16 protein-coding genes are annotated in these 22,120 nt (G+C 59.7%); 5 read left to right on the forward strand and 11 right to left on the reverse strand.

Features of this window, described 5'->3' with window-relative positions; translation table 11 throughout:
* Positions 1-80 precede the first annotated feature (80 nt).
* Complete coding sequence (locus tag EIY71_RS16820) at positions 81-299, forward strand: DUF2970 domain-containing protein (RefSeq protein ID WP_007959515.1); 219 nt, start codon at positions 81-83, stop codon at positions 297-299.
* Between the two features lie 4 nt (positions 300-303).
* Here EIY71_RS16820 and EIY71_RS16825 read toward each other — a convergent pair whose 3' ends face one another.
* Positions 304-1,377, reverse strand: coding sequence for an ABC transporter substrate-binding protein (locus EIY71_RS16825; RefSeq protein ID WP_085745489.1), 1,074 nt, complete (start codon positions 1,375-1,377; stop codon positions 304-306).
* A gap of 525 nt (positions 1,378-1,902) precedes the next feature.
* Here EIY71_RS16825 and EIY71_RS16830 point away from each other — a divergent pair.
* Together EIY71_RS16830 and EIY71_RS16835 are read left to right on the forward strand one after the other, a co-directional pair.
* The gene (locus EIY71_RS16830; RefSeq protein WP_085745488.1) at positions 1,903-3,561 is read left to right on the forward strand and encodes a nitrite/sulfite reductase; all 1,659 of its coding nucleotides are present in this window, start codon (positions 1,903-1,905) and stop codon (positions 3,559-3,561) included.
* Positions 3,545-4,039 (forward strand): DUF934 domain-containing protein, encoded by a 495-nt coding sequence (locus EIY71_RS16835; RefSeq protein ID WP_134022368.1) that lies wholly within the window; start codon positions 3,545-3,547, stop codon positions 4,037-4,039. Before EIY71_RS16830 ends, EIY71_RS16835 begins: the two co-directional genes overlap by 17 nt.
* 47 nt (positions 4,040-4,086) lie before the next feature.
* Here EIY71_RS16835 and EIY71_RS16840 read toward each other — a convergent pair whose 3' ends face one another.
* Both EIY71_RS16840 and sohB read right to left on the reverse strand, forming a co-directional pair.
* Positions 4,087-9,075: an NEL-type E3 ubiquitin ligase domain-containing protein gene (locus EIY71_RS16840; RefSeq protein ID WP_134022370.1), complete on the reverse strand. Its 4,989-nt coding sequence runs from the start codon at positions 9,073-9,075 to the stop codon at positions 4,087-4,089.
* Between the two features lie 85 nt (positions 9,076-9,160).
* Complete coding sequence (sohB, locus tag EIY71_RS16845) at positions 9,161-10,183, reverse strand: protease SohB (RefSeq protein ID WP_102687622.1); 1,023 nt, start codon at positions 10,181-10,183, stop codon at positions 9,161-9,163.
* A gap of 207 nt (positions 10,184-10,390) precedes the next feature.
* Between sohB and EIY71_RS16850 the strand changes: the two genes are divergently transcribed.
* Both EIY71_RS16850 and EIY71_RS16855 read left to right on the forward strand, forming a co-directional pair.
* Positions 10,391-11,101 carry a histidine phosphatase family protein gene (locus EIY71_RS16850; protein ID WP_102687621.1) on the forward strand — a complete coding sequence of 237 codons (711 nt, stop codon included), beginning with the start codon at positions 10,391-10,393 and terminating at the stop codon, positions 11,099-11,101.
* 48 nt (positions 11,102-11,149) lie between these two features.
* Positions 11,150-11,467: an SCP2 sterol-binding domain-containing protein gene (locus EIY71_RS16855; RefSeq protein WP_007959502.1), complete on the forward strand. Its 318-nt coding sequence runs from the start codon at positions 11,150-11,152 to the stop codon at positions 11,465-11,467.
* A 74-nt stretch (positions 11,468-11,541) separates the two neighbouring features.
* On the opposite strand, the gene EIY71_RS16860 is transcribed toward EIY71_RS16855, so the two are convergent.
* The 8 genes from EIY71_RS16860 to EIY71_RS16895 form a co-directional block, all read right to left on the reverse strand.
* Positions 11,542-12,141, reverse strand: coding sequence for a hypothetical protein (locus EIY71_RS16860; RefSeq protein ID WP_134022372.1), 600 nt, complete (start codon positions 12,139-12,141; stop codon positions 11,542-11,544).
* A 2-nt stretch (positions 12,142-12,143) separates the two neighbouring features.
* Entirely contained in the window at positions 12,144-13,181 is a 1,038-nt protein-coding gene (locus EIY71_RS16865; protein WP_134022374.1) for a hypothetical protein, read from the reverse strand.
* 12 nt (positions 13,182-13,193) lie between these two features.
* Positions 13,194-13,721 carry a PAAR domain-containing protein gene (locus EIY71_RS16870; RefSeq protein ID WP_102687618.1) on the reverse strand — a complete coding sequence of 176 codons (528 nt, stop codon included), beginning with the start codon at positions 13,719-13,721 and terminating at the stop codon, positions 13,194-13,196.
* Between the two features lie 34 nt (positions 13,722-13,755).
* Positions 13,756-15,390 (reverse strand): ABC transporter ATP-binding protein, encoded by a 1,635-nt coding sequence (locus EIY71_RS16875; protein WP_134022376.1) that lies wholly within the window; start codon positions 15,388-15,390, stop codon positions 13,756-13,758.
* A 1-nt stretch (position 15,391) separates the two neighbouring features.
* Positions 15,392-16,414, reverse strand: a complete 1,023-nt coding sequence (locus EIY71_RS16880) for an ABC transporter permease (RefSeq protein ID WP_085745482.1) — start codon at positions 16,412-16,414, stop codon at positions 15,392-15,394.
* Positions 16,414-17,478, reverse strand: coding sequence for a microcin C ABC transporter permease YejB (locus EIY71_RS16885; protein ID WP_085745481.1), 1,065 nt, complete (start codon positions 17,476-17,478; stop codon positions 16,414-16,416). The genes EIY71_RS16880 and EIY71_RS16885 overlap by 1 nt, the downstream gene beginning before the upstream one ends.
* Positions 17,465-19,312: an extracellular solute-binding protein gene (locus EIY71_RS16890; RefSeq protein WP_134022378.1), complete on the reverse strand. Its 1,848-nt coding sequence runs from the start codon at positions 19,310-19,312 to the stop codon at positions 17,465-17,467. Before EIY71_RS16890 ends, EIY71_RS16885 begins: the two co-directional genes overlap by 14 nt.
* 114 nt (positions 19,313-19,426) lie before the next feature.
* Entirely contained in the window at positions 19,427-22,081 is a 2,655-nt protein-coding gene (locus tag EIY71_RS16895) for a TonB-dependent receptor (RefSeq protein WP_134022380.1), read from the reverse strand.
* Positions 22,082-22,120: the final 39 nt, after the last annotated feature.

Genomic DNA, 22,120 nt, shown 5'->3' on the forward strand with positions numbered 1-22,120 from the left:
ATTTCTTCTGTCGTGACCGGCTCCGCACGATTCGCAGGATTGGCTAAGCTCAAGAGGTACACTTTTCAGACGAGGGATTTATGGACGATCCAGTCGACAACAAACCACCGACCTTCTGGCAGATGCTGCACAGCGTCATGGCGGCGGCGTTCGGGGTGCAGAGCGGCAAGAACCGGGCAAGGGACTTCACCCACGGCAAGCCCAGCCATTTCATCTTTCTGGGCATCGCGTTCACGGCGGTGTTCGCCCTGACGCTGTTCGGCATTGTGCAACTGGTGGTGCATCTGGCGGGCGTCTGACGGCTTAATGCATCAGGGTCTGCAGATTGAACGGATAGCGATACGACACCGGACGGCCCTTCGCCGAGAGCTTGCGAAAGTGCACGCCGTAGTCCGGCGAGGCGCCCATGGCAAGGATTCGCCGGGCATGATCCCTGTCGATCAGTTGCAGCAACGGAATCTGCCGGTCACGGCCGCCATACTGATTCAGATCGACGCCTTGCGCATGATCATGCAGCTCGACCAATGCCCAGCCACCCAAAGTGAAATGGCCGCCGAGCAATGCGCTCAGGCGCCCGTCGACTAGCGCCTGCAACGCTTCGGGCGAAGTGTTGACCGCACTGAACAGCACGTCCTTGCCCGGCACCTTGCCGGCCTCGGACGCGGCACGCATCGCGCCGAAGGCCATTTCATCATTGGCTGCCCATACCAATGAAACGTCGGGATAGCGGACCAGCAACTGCTTCGCCTGCTCGTAAGCCCGTTGCTGGGTCCAGCCGCCATAGACCAATTGCCGCAAACGCACCTGCGGATTCTCCGCCAGGGCCCGCTGCATGCCCTTTTCGCGCAATTGCGCCGATGGCGTGATCTTGAGGCCGGAAAACGCCAGCAGATCGATGCTTTCACCGGGCGCCACGGGCGGATGCAGGCGAATCAGCTCCTTCATCATCAGGTAGCCGCCCTCCTCGTCGTTGGGCACCAGGCTGCCTATCCGATCCGCCCCCTCTGTCACCAGCGCCTGCTGGTTGGGCGTCAGACCCGAGTTGACAATAAAAAGCTTCACCCCGCTGCCATTGGCCATCCGCAGAATCTGCGGTGCCACGTACTGTTCGTTGACGAAAACCAGATAATCCGGGCGCTCAGGCCCCTGCAGGGCCAGTCGCGCCTGCGCCAGGGTCAATTCCGGCTGGCGCTGGGCGTAGAGAATGCGCAGGTCGATGCCCAAGTCCCGGGCGGCAGCCTGCATGAATTGCGAGTAGCTGACCCAGAACGCTTCCTGCGTCGAGCCGGGATTCAGGAACAGCACCGACTCTGCACGCGCGCAGGTACCGAAAACCGCGCCGAACAGCAGCAGGCTGAGTTGGAAAAGCTTGAACATGAATCATCCGGGCCCAAGGAAAAATGGCCGCGCATTATAGCCATTGATCACCTGGCCTTTGGCGCTTGATCCCGCCTTTTGTCCGACAATCGTCGCAAGCGGGGCCCGGACGAGTCGTTTTACTGATGGCTGACCCAGAACACCGCCGTTCCAACGACCAGAATGATCAGGAACAGAATGGCCCATGCATCGACACTGCTATCGCTTTTCCTTGCCTTGGTTGGGTTGCTCATTGCATCGCCTCTTGTCGGTTTTATCGGTGATTGCAGAAAGACTCGACCACAGTTAAGACGATGATTGTCCGCACGACAAATGTGGGTTAGGTGAAAGGAATTCTCGTTAGGCGTTTTGGTTCTTTCCATATACTCAAACATCACTTTTGCGCATAACTGCAAACGGGTATATTGCCCCGGCTCCGTCAGGGAGTGCGCGGCCGTGCGCGCAGAATTGCAGAGGAACCATCGGACTCCAGCAAGCGAAAACGCAGCGTTTTCCGAGTGGCCAAAGCCTGAGAACAGGACTTATATGTACGTATACGACGAGTACGATCAGCGGATCATCGAGGACCGCGTCAAGCAGTTCCGTGATCAGACCCGACGCTATCTGGCAGGTGAGCTGAGCGAAGAAGAATTCCGCCCCCTGCGCCTGCAAAATGGCCTGTACATCCAGCGTTTCGCGCCGATGTTGCGCGTGGCGGTGCCTTACGGCCAGCTGACTTCGCGTCAGACTCGCATGATGGCAAAAATCGCCCGCGACTATGACAAGGGCTACGCCCACATCAGCACGCGGCAGAACGTGCAGTTCAACTGGCCGGCGGTCGAAGACATCCCGGACATCCTCGCGGAACTGGCCACCGTGCAGATGCACGCCATCCAGACCAGCGGCAACTGCCTGCGCAACGTCACTACTGACCAGTTCGCCGGTGTTGCGTTCGATGAGCTAATTGACCCGCGTCCTTGGTGCGAAATCGTTCGTCAGTGGACGACCTTCCACCCGGAATTCGCTTACTTGCCGCGTAAGTTCAAGATCGCCGTCAACGGTTCGACCTCCGACCGTGCGGCCATCGAAGTTCACGACATCGGCCTTGAGCCGGTCCATAACGCTGCTGGCGAACTCGGTTTCCGCGTGCTGGTCGGCGGTGGTCTGGGTCGTACTCCGGTGGTTGGTGCGTTCATCAACGAATTCCTGCCATGGCAGGACCTGTTGAGCTACCTCGACGCGATCCTGCGGGTCTACAACCGCTACGGCCGTCGTGACAACAAATACAAGGCGCGGATCAAGATCCTCGTCAAAGCGCTGACTCCAGAAGTCTTCGCCCAGAAAGTCGATGCCGAGATGGAACACCTGCGCGGCGGCCAGACCACCCTGACCGAAGCCGAAGTTCATCGCGTCGCCAAACACTTCGTCGACCCGGACTACAAGGCGCTGAGCAATCAAGACGCCGAACTGGCCGCCCTCGACAAAGAACATCCGGGCTTCGCCCGCTGGCGCACCCGCAACACCCTGGCGCACAAGAAGCCGGGTTATGTGGCCGTGACCCTGTCCTTGAAGCCGACCGGCGTTGCACCGGGCGACATCACCGACAAGCAGCTCGACGCCGTCGCCGATCTGGCGGACCGCTACAGCTTCGGTCAACTGCGCACCTCCCACGAGCAGAACATCATTCTGGCCGACGTCGAGCAGAGCCAGCTGTTCACCCTGTGGGGCGAACTGCGTGAAGGTGGCTTCGCCACGCCGAACATCGGCCTGCTGACCGACATCATCTGCTGCCCTGGCGGTGATTTCTGCTCCCTGGCCAACGCCAAGTCGATCCCGATCGCCGAATCGATCCAGCGCCGTTTCGACGACCTGGACTACCTGTTCGACATCGGTGAACTGGACCTGAACATCTCCGGCTGCATGAACGCCTGCGGTCACCACCACGTCGGCCACATCGGCATTCTGGGCGTGGACAAGAAAGGTGAAGAGTTCTACCAGGTCTCGCTCGGTGGCAGCGCCAGCCGTGACGCCAGCCTGGGCAAGATCCTCGGCCCGTCTTTCGCTCAGGAAGACATGCCGGACGTGATCTCCAAACTGATCGACGTGTACGTGGAACAGCGAACCGAAGACGAGCGTTTCATCGACACCTACCAGCGTATTGGCATCGACCTCTTCAAGGAACGCGTCTATGCAGCGAATCATTAAGAACAACGAGGTCGTCGACGAAACCTGGCACCTGCTGCCCAAGGATTTCAACATCGACGAAATCAGCAACTGCGACGACCTGATCGTCCCGCTGCAGCTGTGGCGTGAACACGCCCGCATGCTCAAGGCCCGCGACGGCGGTCTGGGTGTGTGGCTGGACGCCGACGAAGAAGCCGAAGAGATCGGTGACGACGTGCACGAGTTCCAGGTAATTGCCCTGAACTTCCCGGCGTTCACCGATGGCCGCAACTACTCCAACGCCCGCCTGCTGCGGGACCGCTACGGTTTCAAAGGTGAACTGCGGGCGATTGGCGACGTGCTGCGCGACCAGCTGTTCTACATGCGCCGTTGCGGTTTCGATGCCTTCGCCCTGCGCGCGGACAAAGACCCGTACGACGCCCTTGAAAGCCTCAAGGACTTCTCGGTGACCTATCAGGCCGCCACTGACGAACCGCTGCCGCTGTTCCGTCGCCGCTGATCGTACGTCTACCTCGAGCCCGCATCGGCGGGCTCGAGGTCGCCGCTTTATCCCTCTCTCGTTCCCAGTCTGCCGGGCCCCGGCGTGACCGGCAACGTCAAACCCGGATGCCTCGCCAGCGCCGCATTGGTCAGCTGTTTGCGCAGTTCCAGGCTTTCATTCCTGAAGTTGTCGAAGATCGTCGTCATTTGCTGACTGGCTGCTTCACGGGACAGCCCGACCTGCGCTTCCAGGCGCGCGAACGCGTGAGCACTGCGATCCAGAACGCTGGTAAACGCATCCTGGCGTGTCGCCAGCAAATACTCGGCCCAGAACTCCTGCCTGCTGACTGACTCCGAGAGTTGCGCCGTCTGCTCGGCCCTGACGACCTCCAGATAGGCGTGATCGATCTGCGCGTCCGTCACCTCGGCATCCAGTGGCACATTCAGCTCTGTGGGTTGTGCCGGCAACGCCAGGCGCTGCGCCAGTCGCACCCGATAAATCAGGCTGATATCCAGTGCCTGGCGTTGAGTGAAATTTCCTGCGCGGGATCGGCGCGCGATATCGAGCAACGCCTGTTTTTCTACCTGCTGCAACCGAAACAGCCCGCGCAACAGACGAACCAGATCGCCTTCGAGTGTCTGGGTACCGGTGCGGGCCGCCGCCGCTGCCCGATAACACAGAACCCTGACCTCCAGATCGCTGAACAGTCCCGCAACATTGGGCGCACTGACCCAGCCTGTGCGGGCCATGCGAAACAGCGCGCGACGCAACGAATCATCCTCACAGGCCGCTTCCAGCACATTCCATACCCGCTGCCCGAGCTGTTCGCGGGTTCTGGAGTAATCGGCCGTTTCACGCAGTTGCATGAGCACTTCAAAAAAATCCCGGGAATCCAGGTCAGCCGACAGTGACGACAACACTTGCTTGGCCCGACCGATCTCCACCGTCGGCAAGCCGTTTACCCATCCCGCCCCTTCCCGGTCACCGGCCAGTCGTGCGGTGCTGGTGTACTCGGTGGTGATGACGCCCAGACTTATGCCTTGCGACTGTTGGTACGCAGCGATGGCTTGCAGGCTCTCGGTCGACAGCGGATTGCCATCGATCGTAGTGCCGCGATTCAGTACAGCGCGGGAGGTGAAGACGGACGTCGGGATCTCGACAATCCTGTTGTTGCGCAGATCCAGGGATTCCAGATGCGCAAGCGCATCGGTATTTCCGGGCCATTCGGTGATGCCGGTGTTTCGCAGGCTCAAGTGGCGCAATTTGCGCATCGCACTGACGTCCGGAGTGCGCCCCAGGAGGGGGTTGAAGCCCAGATCCAGTGTGCGCAGGTGATGCTTGCCGGCCAGCTCTACAATCGTCTGCTGAGTAAGCCGGATACGGTTGTTGCTCAGATCCAGACCTGTCAGCCCCGGCATGTCCCCGATCGCGACAGGGATGCGTGTCAGTCCGTTCCCCGAAAGATTCAGCACCCGCAATCCGGGAAAATTGCGCAGAAACGTATTCAGACCTGCACTGGCGCCCACGCCGCTCATTTCCAGTGCAGTAATGTGGGAAAAATCACCGATAAGGGTCGGCATCTGCCCTAACGGCACCGCATCGAGCGTCAGGCTGTAGGTCGGATGCCCCGAGTGCGCCGTGTGACGGGTTTCCTTGCGCCACGCGCGCAAAATGGCTTGCATTGCCCGCGCCTTGCTATGAGCGGGAACCTTGAGCCTCGGACCTTCCTCACCCTGATGATACGTATCGCGGTGGGTCCAGCGCTCCAGGGTTTCCACCATCGTCCTGTATTGCTCGCGCAACCGTTCAAGCGACCTGATGGCCAATACTTCGTCGGCGCCCAGTGAGGTCACAAAACGTTTGATCTGTGCGGTTGATTGAGTCGGATACAACTCCTGCGCCCGACGCACGAGCGCGGGCGAAACGCCCTGAGAAGGGCTTGAAGGTGCCGATTGCTCGACGGTGACCTGTTCGATCCGCTGATCTGCCAGCCCCATCGGGGAGCGGTAACTCGAGTGTGCCGGTGCAATTTCCAGCACCTTGGCAAAGGCTTCGCGCCGCTGCAGCGCCAATGCGGTGATTTTCTCCCGCAAGCCCGTACCGTCGGCGTCCGTTTCAACGCCGATGGCCTTGCGACTGTGGGCCGGAAGGCTTTCCCACAGTGCCTGGAAAAAATTCGCACGAGTGCGTGACGGATGACTGGAGACGCTATTGCTGCGCGCATCCTGGACCTGATAGCGCTCGGCATAGGCTTCGACAAGCACTTTGTGTGGGGCATCGCTCGGGCCAACGACGGCCCGCTGATCGGCATACACACCCCAGTCCAGAATTTCGACAAATACATCGCCCGGCCAGCCCGGCAAATGGCTCAAGGTGTCGAGTACCAGCATGTCGGCATCGCGCCCACTGGCGGCGTCCAGATATAACCCCTCGTACGCGCGATTCAATCGCTGGACCTGCTGATAGCGCCTGGCTTCCTCGGCCAGACGCAACGGTACGGTGCCGGATTCAAGCTGCGCCCACTCACGCGCATCGGCATGTTGCACCAGTTCGTCGGCGACACTGGCTGAAAGCCCCGGGAATGCCTTGATGATCGGCTCGCCTCTGGAAAGCTCACAGACGTCGGTTCGCCGGAACAACCGGTCCATCATCGCCATGCGCATACGCGGCGCCAGCCCGGCAATATGTTTGCCCAATAACGCTATCTGGTTTTTCGACTCCACAGTGGCCGAGCCCAGCAAGTGTGAACGCTCACTGTCGCTGAGTGCTGCCAGAACAGGGGTATAAAACTGGCCGTTGCGCAGCGCGTCCTCTGTGAGGTTGACCTGGCGGACAGCCTCGTCTGCGCCATAGCGTGTCACTTCATTACCAAAGATGTCTTTCACAATGACTGCCATGTCCTGTGGCCAGCGACCTGCTCCTGTCAGCAAATACAGTTGCAGATCGGCATCCGCCAGCGGCGCAGATGCGGGCGTATCAACTTGCGTCATGAACTGGCTGACGTCGGAGTCGGCACGAAAGCGTCTGACCGAGTCCGTGAGCATCGCCATAGGCTTGCCGCGTTCAACGAACAGTCTGCGCATGGCTGCCTGGCCGATCCCGCTTACTGCAATGGCTTGCAAGGCACGGGGGTCTGAAATCTTTTCTTCACGAAAACCCAGGCGACGGAACAAGGTCAACGAACTCCACTCGTGAGGCAATTCGGAGTCATGACGCCAGGCGCCAGCTCCATTGGTCTCAAGCAATGGTGAATAACGCCCGGGCAAGTGCGGATCATGGACCTCCCACAAACCGGTGCCGGTAACCGGACGCACCGCGTACGCATTGGCACCCAGCGGCAAATAGCGGTTGTCTGCGCGCCATACCAGCCCTTGCGCATCCGCAGCAAAACTGCGCGGCAAAGACTCGCGCTGGCGGTAAGCCGTCATGTCCGGATTCCACAGGCGATAAGACATTGGCCCAACTGGTACCCGCCGTAGTCCCTGCATGAAACTTGACGAGCGCACGACGGTGTAAGCCTTACCCACCGCGACACCGCCGGCAGCGAAACCCGCCATGAGGATCAGATTCTCAAGCGTGTCGAACAGGCAATCGGTGGCATGTTCCTGATCACCGTGGGCCCAACTGTCGATGCCCTCGTAGATCTGACCGAGCAACTGTATTCCGGCGACGGCACAAATGACCTCGCCGAGAACCGGCACGAAGGACACAAAGAACAACAGCGTATTCAGCCCGATGGCTTTATAGGACTCTTGCCTGGCAAGGCGGGTTTTCTCATCTTCATCATCCGTCGGCACTACCAGCAGGCGAGTATCGGCCCGAACCTGCGCCGCGCGGTGCTGGAAGATCGCGAGAAACAGGTTGTGTCTTGCGTCACCCTGGAGATCGAGCCCTGTCAGCGGAAGGAAGGTCGTGGAAACGGGAAACTGGTTCGGTCGCGCTTTCAACAAACGTACATCGAGTCCGTTAAGGAAAACCGAGCGATCCTTCATCGGGATGAAGCGCGTGAAAAAACTGCGAAACTGCGAGCCGCGTAAACGCCCGCTCAACTCGACCTCGAACTTCTGGAAACTGGGATACTCTTTGAGAGGATGATCGGGATCACCAGGCATATAGATCACACAACGGTAATCGCCATCCGCATGTTCGCTGACCGGGCCGATGAACATCGGCCCTCTGAGCTGCACCTCAAGCATTTCAAGGCTTTGATAACCCAAGGTGTTGTTGCCCAGTGTGATTGAAGAATCCGAGTTCTTGACCGACTCAAGCATGCGGTACACATCCAGACTGATATGGCCACGCATGTAAGCGATATGCCGCTCGACATCAAACTGGTCTCTGGAAAAGGCAACGGATGATTCCTGCAGACTGGCGAGTTGACTGTCGCTGCCGAAGAATCCTTCCACATGCTTTTTATATTGTTTACCGAGATCCAGATAACGACAAAGCCTGGCAAACTCGTGAGGTTGTATCGACAATACCTTATTGTTGCGGCCGGTTATCCGCTGCGGGATATACAGCAATGAACTCTCGTGATAGGTGCTGGCCAGAGTTTCCGACAATTCGAAATTTTCACAGGCAGCGGTCAGCAAATCACGATTGATCGGCAGCACCAGTTTCCTGCGCAATCCCAACAGGCTGGACTTTGAGCGTACATGTTGAAAAATCGCCCCTTCGACCTCGAAAGGTTCGCCCAGCTTCTCAGCCATGGCTTTGGCCAGCAGTGGCGTACAAAAACTCTGCGGGGATTTCAGTGCGCGCAATTGCTCAAGTGCGGCATGACGGGATTTGAAACTGGCCTTGAAACTTTCATGGAGATCGTTTCGAACAGTTTCTGAAGATTTAAGCAACCAGTCAGGAATCTGTTTTTCATACAATACAAAAAAGACACCCTGTTGAGCGGGCGTCATGACTGGCAAGATCAATTTACTCTTTTCAACATCCATGTTTAGCAACTTTATTTCTGAAAGGGGCATCCAGAATAAAGCTTCAGACTCTTTCAATACAGCGTGATTAGTTGATGAATCAACCCGCAAAGCAACAACAATACGCAACTATAAAATATCTATGTACTGCACTTTCTTCCGCTATAAATGCAGCACGCCCGCGAGCTTGATTGCTCACGAGCGTGTGGAGCCTTTACCAGAAACGTTGCTGAGTCAGCCGGCTCCACCAGCTCAGCAACACGCGATCCACCGAACCGCTGGCCGCCATGCCGATGCGCTCCTGCAGGCTCTTACGCTCGGCGTAGTGCAGGTGATAGACCTCGGACTGTTTGGCACGCTCGGCCAGGTATTCGTCGCTGGTCTTGAGTTCGTCGACCAGTTTATTTTCCAGTGCCGCGATGCCCAGCCAGACTTCGCCGGTGGCGACCTCGTCGATCGCCAGTTGCGGGCGATAACGGGCGACGAAGTTCTTGAACAGCTGGTGGGTGATGTCCAGGTCTTCCTGGAATTTCTCCCGGCCCTTCTCGGTGTTTTCGCCGAATACAGTGAGGGTGCGTTTGTATTCGCCGGCGGTCAGCACTTCGAAATCGATGTCATGCTTTTTCAGCAGGCGGTTGACGTTGGGCAACTGCGCCACCACGCCGATGGAGCCGAGGATGGCGAACGGCGCACTGATGATCTTCTCGCCGATGCACGCCATCATGTAGCCGCCGCTGGCCGCGACCTTGTCGATGCACACGGTCAACGGCACGCCGGCTTCACGAACGCGGGCCAGTTGCGACGAGGCCAGACCGTAGCTGTGGACCATGCCGCCGCCGCTTTCCAGACGCAGGACCACTTCGTCCTTCGGCGTGGCCAGGGTCAGCAGCGCGGTGATCTCGTGGCGCAGGCTTTCGGTGGCCGAAGCCTTGATGTCGCCGTCGAAGTCCAGCACGAACACACGCGGTTTGGCGTCGGGTTTCTTCTTCTGTTTCTTCTCGGATTTGGCCTGGCCCTTGCGCAAGGCCTTGAGCTGATCCTTGTCGAGCAGGGTCTGCTCCAGCCGCTCACGCAGGCCCTTATAGAAATCGTTGAGCTTGCTGACCTGCAACTGGCCCGCGGATTTGCGCCGGCCCTTGCTGCGCAACGCAGCAAAACTCGCCAGCACCACCAGAATGGCGATGACCAGCGTCACGGTCTTGGCCAGGAAACTGGCGTATTCAGTGAAAAACTCCACAGTGACTCCTTCAAACGATGCGCGGTCATGAAACACACGCGGGAATTGGCTCCAGCATACCCATGCACCAGCCGGTCGGCCAGCCGTGAAACCTCTGGCAACAAGGCTGGAACGGGCATTTCAAACAAGCGTATGTTTTTTCATTGACAGCTCACCGTCATCCCCATAACCTCGCCACAACCTTCAACGTACCGGGATGACGCGGACGTGGGCAGCATCTACTTGATTCGACATGGCCAGGCCTCCTTCGGTGCAGACGACTATGACGTCCTGTCGCCGACCGGTGTACGCCAGGCAGAAATCCTCGGCCGCCATCTCGCCGAACTCGGAATCAGCTTCGACCGCTGCCTGTCGGGCGACCTGCGCCGCCAGCAACACACGGCCAACAGCGCGCTGGAACAGTTCGCCGCCGCCGGCCTGCCGGTTCCGGCACTGGAAATCGATTCGGCCTTCAACGAATTCGACGCCGACGCCGTGATCCGCGCCCTGCTCCCGGCCATGCTGCCGGAAGAGCCCGAAGCACTGGAAATCCTGCGCAACGCCGCGCAAAACCGTGGCGAATTCCAGCGCATCTTCGCCCTGATCATCGAGCGCTGGCTCGCCGGCACCTACGACACACCGGGCCTGGAAAGCTGGGTGGGTTTCGTCGAACGGGTACAGGCCGGACTGCAGCGGATTCTCGAACAGGCTGACAACACCCAGAAAATCGCGGTGTTCACCTCCGGTGGCACCATCACCGCCCTGCTCCACCTCATTACTCAAATGCCTGCCCGACAGGCCTTTGAACTGAACTGGCAAATCGTCAACACCTCGCTCAACCAGCTGAAGTTCCGCGGTCGCGAGGTGGCTCTGGCTTCCTTCAACAGTCATGCACATTTGCAACTGCTGAAGGCCCCGGAACTCATCACGTTTCGCTGAGTCCGGATTACTGTGACCCTGCTGCAATCAACCAAAAAGGATCGAACCATGACCTCCGTAGCTGATGCCGTAAAAGCAATGCAAGCCAAGTTCAACCCAGCCGCCGCTGCCGGTCTGGATCTGGTCTTCGGTTTCAACATCACTGACGAAGACAAGCAATACGCCCTGATCGTCAAAGACGGCACCTGCGACATCCAGGAAGGCGAAAACCCGGACGCCAACTGCACGCTGGTGCTGGACAGCGAAACCCTGAAAGGTATCGTCAGCGGCGAAACCGACGGCATGCAGGCTTTCATGGGCGGCAAGCTGCGCGTTGAAGGCGACATGATGCTGTCGATGAAACTGTCCGAGCTGTTCCCGGCATAAACGCCCGGAAGCAATTCACGAATCCCGCCTCTGGCGGGATTCGTGCTTCCAGAGACCGATGATTTCTCTAACCATCAACGTGTTGAACCCGGCGCTCTTTCCAGCTCTCGCTGAATATCTCGAAACGCAATGGCCGCTTCACTTCCTTCAGCCAGATGCTCAGCCATCGACCCAGTCAGCATCCTTTTGTCGTTGACATCCCAGTCAATCGTGATGACAAACGTGTCGCCCCCTACAGTCACGAACAACCAATAAGAGTCCACAGGTCTGTCCGGTTCGGAGAACGCGCTGTAGGCATATCGGATCTGGCGACGAAGATCAGGTGTATCGAGAACCAGCCCCTCTGTATCCACCTTCGGATAACGCTCCTCCATCGCAACCAGCACTTTGGTCAGAAACTCGTCATTCGAAATGCCCCTCAACGGATCAGGACTGGTGCGCAGCATGGTGACAGGACTCTGTGCGGAAGGCGTCCCCATCAAACGCGGTCGATACATTCCCGAGCTGAACCATCGTGTCGCGTCAAAGCGCGTTTCTTCAGGGCTCCAGTCGCCGTAATACATCATTACCCTGGCGGACATTTGATCTTCCTTGCTGTAATAAAAAAAAACCGTAGTGATGAACACCGCCAGCAAGATGAGCAGGAGGCTGTTCTTTCTCGATAGACGCAGCATGCTCAAGCGGGTCTGTACTCAAGAAGGTGAGCGGGCACACCCGTGGGGGTATCCCCGGAACGGACATCACGATGCGCACCCAACGCATCCAGCGGATAACCCACGGTTTTCTCGTGAAAACTGCGGCTGTTCTCATGTGCTACCAACTTGCGCTCCTCATCAGTAACCGTTGAAAGGGGTTTTTGCGGAGCCTTTTCATCTGGAAGCTCAGCCGTCGGGTTCTTCGCTGTCTTGCGGTGTTCTGCAAGCTTTCGTTGATACTCGATATTCTTGCGGGTGTAGCTTTCCATCGCCTCCCTGTCGGAGGCCATCCGCTGACGCGTGCCGGGCACCGATTGCCGCTCCGCGTTGGTGCCATAAGTCGTGTCGTAATTGCTCCGTCGCGGAAACGCCATGACGGTTGTCCGGGTGGCGTTAGCCATGATCTGCGCGAGGCTGAGTTCATAGTGAGGGTCTTCGCCCTCGAGCACCCAACGCTCGGCGTTGATGCCCAGCCCGGTGCGACAGGCATAAGAGTGAATCTTTGCACCGTATGCAAACGCTTCCGGCTTGAACATTTTTGCCTGGGCATCACGCAATCGGTAACTTTCACGCTTATCCAGCTCGTATCCCAGCTCGATTGCACCCACTACGCCATGGGAGAAAAAATCGAGCTGTTTGATTTCTCTGCCGCGACGTTGCCGGGTAAAGATGAAATCCACTAGGCCGGATATTGAATCCAGTTCCCGGTATTGCGCGCCATGATCGCGCTCGACTACCAGCTTCAAGGCCGCCAGCAGGTTTTGCGGGTAGTCATCCTTGAAAATCAGAAAGACGCGCTGTTTCGAAAAACTTGGTGTGCCTTCGGGATACTTCGTCAGTTGTCGGATGCCTTGATTGATGAAGCGCATTTTATTGCCCTTCTGCCCGCGCCAGTTTTCTATCGTCGACATGTAGGAAGCCCCCACCACCGTCACATAGTCCTGGGCCAGCGTTCCCGTGACCTGAGTCGTCGCATGCTGCTCAGTGGTCTGGGCCTGTTTCTTCTTTGGTGCAGCCACGCGTCACCCTCCTTAATAGTCGATGCCCAGGGCATCCAGATGGGCGGCCGCTTCCTTGCCCCACTGAACAACAATGGACGTCGGATCGGCAGTGAATACCCTCGCAGCATTGCCATGGTTGTCGGTATGGCCGACCAGGCGCTGTCCATCGCCGGTTTCGATGCAATAGAGCATGTCGGGAATTGCTTCGCCGGTGGTTTCGTCCACCAGCTGGAAGCGTTCACTGTGTTTTGGCACGGTGACAATCGGGCTGAAAGGCGCGGAACCGACCTGCGTGCCGACGAAAACGTCGCCGGAGCCGGTAATGATCATTCCACCATGGGCTGTGGCGCTACCAAGAAAGGCGATTGGCTTGCCATTGATCAGGATGTTGCCGATGCCCTCGGTGACCGAGTCACCGCAGGCGGTGGTATCACCGACTCGCAGCACGGGCATGCCATTGATGTTCACATTGGGTGAACCGCTGGTGCTGGGGTTGGTACCGTGTCCAGTGATCGGGCAGGCATTGAGATCGCTGAGGCGCGCGGCAGGTTTTGCCATCATCTACATCCTTGTATGAGCGGAACCGCGAAATTTACCGGATCTGCCCTGTGGGCGAAAGGCTGGCCTCCTGCCTGCCCGTCTCTGCCGTGATAGGTGTCACAAACGATGCAGCCAGCAGCTCCCGCGTATACGGGTGTCGGGCCGAATGAAACAACCCGGCCGTTTCCCCACGCTCCACCACCTCGCCATCCTTCATCACGATCAGATCGTGGGCCAGCGCCCGCACCACCGCCAGGTCATGACTGATGAACAGATAGGTCAGCCCGTGCTCCTCCTGCAACCGGCGCAATAGCGCGACGATTTGTTTCTGCACCGTGCGATCCAGCGCCGAGGTCGGCTCATCCAGCAAAATCAGATCCGGCTTGAGCACCAGCGCCCGAGCGATGGCGATGCGTTGCCGTTGCCCGCCGGAAAACTCGTGGGGATAGCGATGACGCGTCGCCGGATCGAGCCCGACTTCCTTCAGTACATCGATCACCGCCTGCTCGCGCGCCTGCGCATTTAAATCACTGTGCACCTGCAAACCTTCGGCAATGATCTGCTCCACACACAAGCGCGGGCTAAGGCTACCAAACGGGTCCTGAAACACCACTTGCAGGCGTTTGCGCAACGGGCGCAATTGTTTGCCGCTCAGTTGCTCAAGCGACTCACCCTTGAAGCGGATGCTGCCGTCGGCGTCGATCAGGCGCAGGATCGCCTGACCCAGCGTGGATTTACCCGATCCGGACTCACCGACAATGCCCAGCGTCTTGCCCCGCTGCAGGTTCAGATCGATGCCATTGACCGCGTGCAGATACGACTTGGCCCGCAGCCATCCGCCACCCAACGGAAAACGCACATGCAGATCGCGAACTTCGAGCAAATCCTCCGCCGCATCACGGCACAGCGCCGCGCCGCCGGGTTCGGCGTTGAGCAATTCGATGCTGTAGGGATGCTGCGGCGCGCGGAACAATTGCTCGCAGCTTGACTGCTCAACGATTTCGCCCGCGCGCATCACCGCCACTCGCTGGGCGATGGTGCGCACCAGATTCAGGTCGTGACTGATGATCAGCAGCGCCATGCCCAACCGCTGTTGCAGTTCCTTGAGCAGCAACAAAATCTTGCGTTGCACCGTGACGTCGAGGGCCGTGGTCGGCTCATCGGCGATCAGCAACTGCGGTTCGCACGCCAGCGCCATGGCGATCATCACCCGCTGCCGCTGCCCGCCGGAGAGTTGATGCGGATACGCTTTCAGCCGCTCGCGCGGTCGTTGAATGCCGACCAGTTCCAACAGTTCCAGAATCCGTTTGCGCGCCGCCGCGCCCGCCAGGCCTTTGTGCAGCGCCAGGCTTTCGCCGAGTTGCCGCTCGATGCTGTGCAACGGGTTGAGCGAACTCATCGGCTCCTGAAAAATCATTGCGATGCGGTTGCCGCGCAGTTGCCGCAGATAGCGCTCGTGCACACCCAGCAGCTCTTCGCCGCCATAACGGATGCTGCCGTCGATCTGCGTGATGTTCGGGTCCAGCAGTTGCAGAATGCTGTGGGCCGTCACTGACTTGCCGGAACCCGATTCGCCCACCAGCGCCAGGCATTCCCCCGGGCAAATGTCGAGGTCGATGCCGTGCACCACTTCCTGCCCTTTGAACGCCACCCGCAGGTCGCGTATTTCGATCAGATGTTCACGCATATCAAGTCCTGGGGTCGAAGGCATCACGGCAGGCTTCGCCGATGAATACGAGTAGAGAAAGAATCAGCGCCAGGGCAAAAAATGCCGTCAGGCCCAACCACGGTGCTTGCAGATTGTTCTTGCCCTGACCGATCAACTCGCCCAGCGAAGCGCTGCCGGCGGGCATGCCGAAGCCGAGAAAGTCCAGCGCCGATAATGTCGCAATCGCCCCGGTGAGGATGAACGGCAGGTACGTCAACGTTGCACTCATGGCGTTGGGCAGAATGTGCCGCACGATCACCTGCGCATCACCGACACCCAGCGCCCGCGCCGCTTTCACGTACTCAAGCCCCCGGCTGCGCAGGAACTCGGCGCGCACCACGTCCACCAGACTCAGCCAGGAAAACAGCGCCATGATCCCCAGCAACCACCAGAAATTCGGCTCGACGAAGCCCGACAGAATGATCAGCAGATAGAGCACCGGCAGCCCCGACCAGACCTCCAGCAGACGCTGCCCGAGCAAGTCGACCCAACCACCGTAATAGCCCTGCAAGGCACCGGCGGCGATTCCGATCAACGCGCTCACCGCCGTCAACGCCAGGGCGAACAACAGCGAGACCCGCGTGCCGAATATCACCCGCGCCAGCACGTCCCGCGCCTGATCGTCGGTGCCCAGCCAGTTTTCAGCGGTGGGCGGGCTCGGGGCCGGTTCAGTGAGGTCGTAGTTGGCCGTGTCGTAGCCGAACGGGATCGGCGCAAACCACATCCGTCCGCCCTGCCCCTCGATCAATTCACGCACCTGGGCGCTGCGGTAGTCGGGCTGGAACGGCAGCTCGCCGCCGAAATCCTGCTCGGTGTAGCGCTTGAACGCCGGGAAATACCACTCGCCCTGATACGTCACCAGCAACGGTTTGTCATTGGCGACCAGTTCGCCGCCCAGGCTCAGGCCGAACAGCGCGAGAAACAGCCACAACGACCACCAGCCGCGTCGATGAGCCTTGAACCGCGCCCACCGGCGCTGTCCGATTGGAGAAAGCGTCGGCATCAGGCAGTCCTCGCGGTGAAGTCGATGCGCGGATCGACCAGCGTGTAACACAGGTCGCCCAGCAGTTTTATCAAGAGCCCGAACAGGGTGAAAATGAACAGCGAACCGAACACCACCGGGTAATCCCGCGACACCGCCGCTTCGTAGCTCAGGCGGCCGAGACCGTCGAGGGAGAAGATCACTTCGATCAACAATGAGCCGCCGAAAAACACCGTGACCAACGCCTGAGGCAATCCGGCCACCACCAGCAGCATCGCGTTGCGAAACACATGCCCGTACAACACCTGTCGTTCACTCAGGCCCTTGGCCCGGGCCGTGACCACGTACAACCGTGAGATCTCGTTGAGAAAGCTGTTCTTGGTCAGGATCGTCAGCGTCGCAAAACCGCCGATCACCAGCGCACTGACCGGCAACACCAGATGCCAGAAGTAATCGGCGACCTTGCCCCACAGCGACAGCTCGGCGAAGTTGTCCGAGACCAGCCCGCGCACCGGAAACCAGTCCAGCGCCGTACCGCCGGCGAACACCACGATCAGCAGCAGCGCAAACAAAAAACCCGGCATCGCGTAGCCGATGATGATCGCCGCACTGCTCCAGACATCGAACGCCGAGCCGTTGTGCACCGCCTTGCGGATGCCCAGCGGAATCGATACCAGATAAGTGATCAGCGTCGCCCACAAACCCAGCGACAGGGTCACCGGCAGCTTCTGCCAGATCAGCTCGGTCACCGACGCGCCACGGAAGAAGCTCTTGCCGAAATCCAGTTGCGCGTAGCTCTTGAGCATCAGCCACAAGCGTTCACCGGCACTTTTGTCGAAGCCGTACTGGCGCTCGATCTCGGCCACCAGTTTCGGGTCCAGCCCACGGGTCGCGCGGGACTCGCCGCCAATGCTTTCGACATGGCTGGCACCCACCGCCGCACCGACACCGATCCCCTGCAATCGGGCGATAGCCTGCTCGACCGGGCCACCGGGCGCGGCCTGCACGATCACGAAGTTCACCAGCAGAATCGCCAGCAAGGTCGGCACGATCAGCAGCAAACGCCGCAGGCTATAACCCCACATGGGCGTACTCCTTTTGCTGCTGCATTTGCGTCGAGGTCAGCGCGGTCGGGCTGATTTCCCACCAGGTGTCGAGACCGGCGTCGTACAGCGGCGCAATCGTCGGGCGACCGAAACGGTTCCACCACACCGTGGAAATCCCCGGCGGGTAATAGTTGGGAATCCAGTAGTAGCCCCACTGCAACACCCGATCCAAAGCATGGGCGTGGCGCAGCAGACTTTCACGGTTGTCGGCCTGGACCACGCCTTCGAGCAGCGCATCCACCGCCGGATCGCGCAGCACCATGTAGTTGTTGGAGCCAGGATCATCGGCGCCGTCGGAACCGAAATAATTGAACAGCTCGCGCCCCGGCGCCTGACTCACCGGGTAACCGACGACGATCATGTCGTAGTCGCGGCTGCGTACGCGGTTGGTGTACTGCGCGGTGTCGACCTGACGAATATCGAAACCGATGCCAATCTGCGCCAGATTGCGCTTGAACGGCAGCAGCAGACGCTCGAAGCCCTTCTGACCGTTGAGAAAAGTGAATTGCAACGGCTCGCCGGCGGCATTCACCAATTGATCGCCACGGGGTTTCCAGCCGGCGGACTCCAGCAATTTCAGCGCCTGCAACTGCTGCGCACGAATGTTGCCGCTGCCGTCGGTGCGCGGCGCCTCGAACACCTGGCTGAAGACTTCATCGGGAATCTTGCCGCGCCACGGTTCGAGGATTTTCAGTTCTTCGGCATCCGGCAGTTCGGTGGCCGACAACGCGCTGTGGGAAAAGAAGCTGCGCTGACGCAGGTACATGCTGCGCATCATCTGCCGGTTGCTCCATTCGAAATCCCAGAGCATGGCGATCGCCCGCCGCACTCGGCGATCCTGAAACACCGGCTTCTGCAAGTTGAACGCAAATCCCTGGGCACCTTGCGCGGCGCCGGGTGCGAGGTGTTCGCGCAGCAACTTGCCCTGCTCCAGCGCCGCCCCGGCGTAACCGATGGTGTAACTGGTGGCGGAGAACTCGCGGTTGTAATCAAAGCCACCGGCCTTGAGCACTTGTCGCGACACGTCCGTGTCGGCAAAGAACTCCACGCTCAATTGATCGAAGTTGTAGAGCCCGCGAGTGATCGGCAGAACCCTGCCCCACCAGTCCTTGATCCGCTGAAATTTCACGCTGCGCCCGGCGTCCACCGCGCTGACCTTGTACGGCCCGCTGCCCGGTGGAATCTCGAAGCCTGCGCCATCGGCGAAATTGCGTGTACGCCACCAATGCTCGGGCAATACCGGCAACGTCGCCAGATCCAGCGGCAAGGTCCGGCTCTCGTTGTTCTTGAACACGAATCGCACCTGGGTCGGCGACTCGACCTGCACCTCGGCGACATCGCGAAACTGTTGGCGATACTTGAGGCTGCCCTGAGTGGTGAACAGCTCGAAGGTGTAGCGCACGTCTTCAGCGGTGATCGGCGTGCCGTCCTCGAACCGCGCCTTGGGGTTCAAGTAAAAACGCAGCCAGCGCCGGTCCGCGTCCAGCTCCATCCGTTGGGCGACCAGGCCGTAGACACTGTACGGCTCGTCCTTGCTGCGATAGGCCAGCGGCGCGTAGAGCCAGCCGTCGATGTCGGCAACGCCGGTGCCTTTGTCGATGTAGGGAATCAGGTGATCGAACGGGCCGCTCTCCAGCGAAGAGCGGCGCAAGGTCCCACCCTTGGGCGCGTCGGGATTGGCGTAGGCCAGGTGCTGGAAGTCCGGGGCGTATTTCGGGGCTTCGCCGTAGACCGTGAGGGCGTGTTGTGGCGCGGCAAACAGCGCCGGGCTCAGCAACAGACCGACGCTGAACAGAATGACTCTGGAAAACATGGGCAGATCCTTTCACCACGTGCCTGCCTGACTGTGATGTGCAACAGGCCGGGCCTTTTTATAGGGCGGGGTTTAGAACGATGTGTTACTAAAACCCGCCCTGACCGATCATTCTCAGAACTTGTAATTGACCCGCGTGTACAACGTGCGGCCAAACGGGTCGCCGTATTTCGGGTCGTAGCCGCTCTGGAACGTGTAGGTCTGGTTGCTGAATGGTGGTTCGCGGTCGAACAGGTTTTTCACCCCGAGCGTCACCGCCAGGGTCTTGCGCCAGGTGTAGGTGCCGGCCACGTCCCAGACGTTGTACGAACCGACGTAATCGTGGGTCTCGCGATCCGAGTCGTGGTAACCGCTGGTGTAGCGGTTGGTCAGGCTCGCGCCGAGCGGGCCGTAGTTCCAGCTGCCGGTCAGGCTGTGACGCCAACGGGCCACGGCGCCGGCCGAGGCAAAGTCGCCGCCGCGAAAATCGCCGAGCTTGTCGATGTAGTCGCCCTTGAGCTGTTGCTGATAGTCGTAACGGGTGACATAAGTGCCTTGCAGACCGATGCCGAAATCGCCGTACGGGGTGCTCGGCAGGCGATAGTCGAAGCTCACATCGACGCCGTTGGTCTTGATCTTCCCGAGGTTGGCCAGGCCGGTGACGATGTGATCGATGGAGCCGTCCGGCTTGCGGATCAAACGCTCCGGATACAGTTCCGGGTTTTCGAACACCGCCGATTCAGGGAATTCGGCGATCTGGTTGGCGATGTCGATCCACCAGAAATCCAGCCCGGTGGTCAGGCGATCGAATGGCTGATAAACGAAACCGAGGGTGACGTTGCGCGCAGTTTCCGGGCTCAAATCGGTGTTGCCGCCGGAGGTACGGTTGAACTGCTGGGCACAGTCGCGGTTGGCAATGCCGCCGTTACTCGGGTTGCCACCGGCGCAAAGGCGCGGGTCGTTGTAGTTGGCATTGGTGAACGAGGTGAACGTCGGGTTGTACAACTCATAAAGCGACGGCGCACGGAAGCCTTCACTGTAGGCACCACGCACCACCAGCTCCTTGAACGGCTGGAAGCGGAACGAGTATTTCGGATTGGTGGTGCTGCCGAAGTCGCTGTATTTGTCGTGGCGCACGGCGGCGGACAATTCAAGACTGTCGAGCACCGGCACGTTGACTTCGGCGTACTGCGCCGAGACGCTACGATCCCCTTGCACACTGCCGTTGGGATCCACACCCAGGCTCTGCACGTCGCCGGCAAACGCGGCGAAATCCTGATGGAAGTCTTCCTTGCGGTACTCACCGCCCAGCGCCAGTGCCGAAGGCCCTGCACCGAACCAGTCGCCGATCTCGCGGCTGATACGCCCGTCAATCGCCTTGACCCGGCCCACCGCCGTCGAGTAATCACCGTCCACACTGTTGGCTGCCAACAAGGCCGAACCGGCAGCGGTCTGCGGACCGAACGGGTTGATCACACCGTCGGCAATACCCTGGCTGACGGCGCGGTCGTTCACATAACCACTGCGAATCGTGTTGACCACCTTGTTCTGGTTGTACGACGCGCCGAGGTTGTAATCCCACCCCACCAGCGTGCCGTCGAAGCTCAACAGCAGACGCTGACCGGTGTTGTCATCTTCATGCTGACGGGCACCGACGGCGGTTTCACGCCAGTTCACGTCCACTGGCTGCGTCGGGTCGAGGGCAAAACCGCTCGGGCCGGGCGTAATGCCGTTCCCCGGATAGAACGCGGTGCCAGGATTGACCTGATTACCCATCAGAGTGCCGGGCCCGATCTGCGTCCGGTTTTCGTTGCGGGCCCAGAAGTATTCGAGGCTGACGTTGTGTTCGTCCGACAGCTTGCCGGTGGCTTTGGCGAAGGCCGAGGTCTTCTCGGTTTCCGGCACCAGATCGAGGTAGTTCCACAGGCTCTGGCGGCAGATACCATTGCGCGACAGCAGCCCCGGCGCATTGCAACCGGAACCGGCCAATGGGTTGGTGGCGTTGCTGCCCTGGCTCCAGTTGGCAGGCGATGCCGTGCCGGAGGTGTAATCAAGACCACGCCCCGGTTGGTAGTTGTAGGTATAACCGCGATCTTCGGCGGCCAGCCGTTGTTGCTTGTCATAACTCACGACACCGAAAACATTGAAGCGATCGTCCTGCAAATCACCAAAACCCCAGCTGCCGCTGAAGTTGCGGCTTTCACCGCCACCGGAATGGGTCGGTGTGTCGTAGTTCGTGCTGATCTGACCTTCGGTGAGGCTGGTCTTGGTGATGAAGTTGATCACCCCGCCGATGGCATCGGTACCGTACAGCGCCGAGGCGCCGTCGCGCAGCACTTCCACCCGGTCGATGGCGGCGAACGGAATGGTGTTGAGATCGACGCCGGAGCCATTTATCGCATTGGTCGCGTTGTTGCTCAGGCGCCGACCGTTGAGCAGCACCAGGGTCTTGTTCGGGCCGATTCCCCGCAGGTCGGCGTAAGACGCCCCGCCGCTGCTCGACCCCACCGAGCGCCCGGAGCCCACCGAAGACTGGTTGGCCGAGATGCGGTTGACCAGCTCTTCGGTGGTGGTCACGCCCTGCTTCTGCAACTCCTCGACCCGCAGAATGGTGACCGGCACAGCGGTTTCAGCATCGACCCGGCGAATCGCGGTGCCGGTGACTTCGACCCGTTGCAGTTGGGTGGTCGGCTCGTTGGCCGTGCTGTCGGCAGCGATGGCCGGCAACGTGTTGATCGCCAGCAGCAAGGCCAGGCTCAAAGGGGATTTAACGGGTGAAAAATGGATCATGAACAGCCATCCCTGCGTTTTGGTTTATGCAGGGATGTG

Source organism: Pseudomonas sp. CH235, from assembly GCF_004368175.1.
Lineage (GTDB): Bacteria > Pseudomonadota > Gammaproteobacteria > Pseudomonadales > Pseudomonadaceae > Aquipseudomonas > Aquipseudomonas paraglycinae.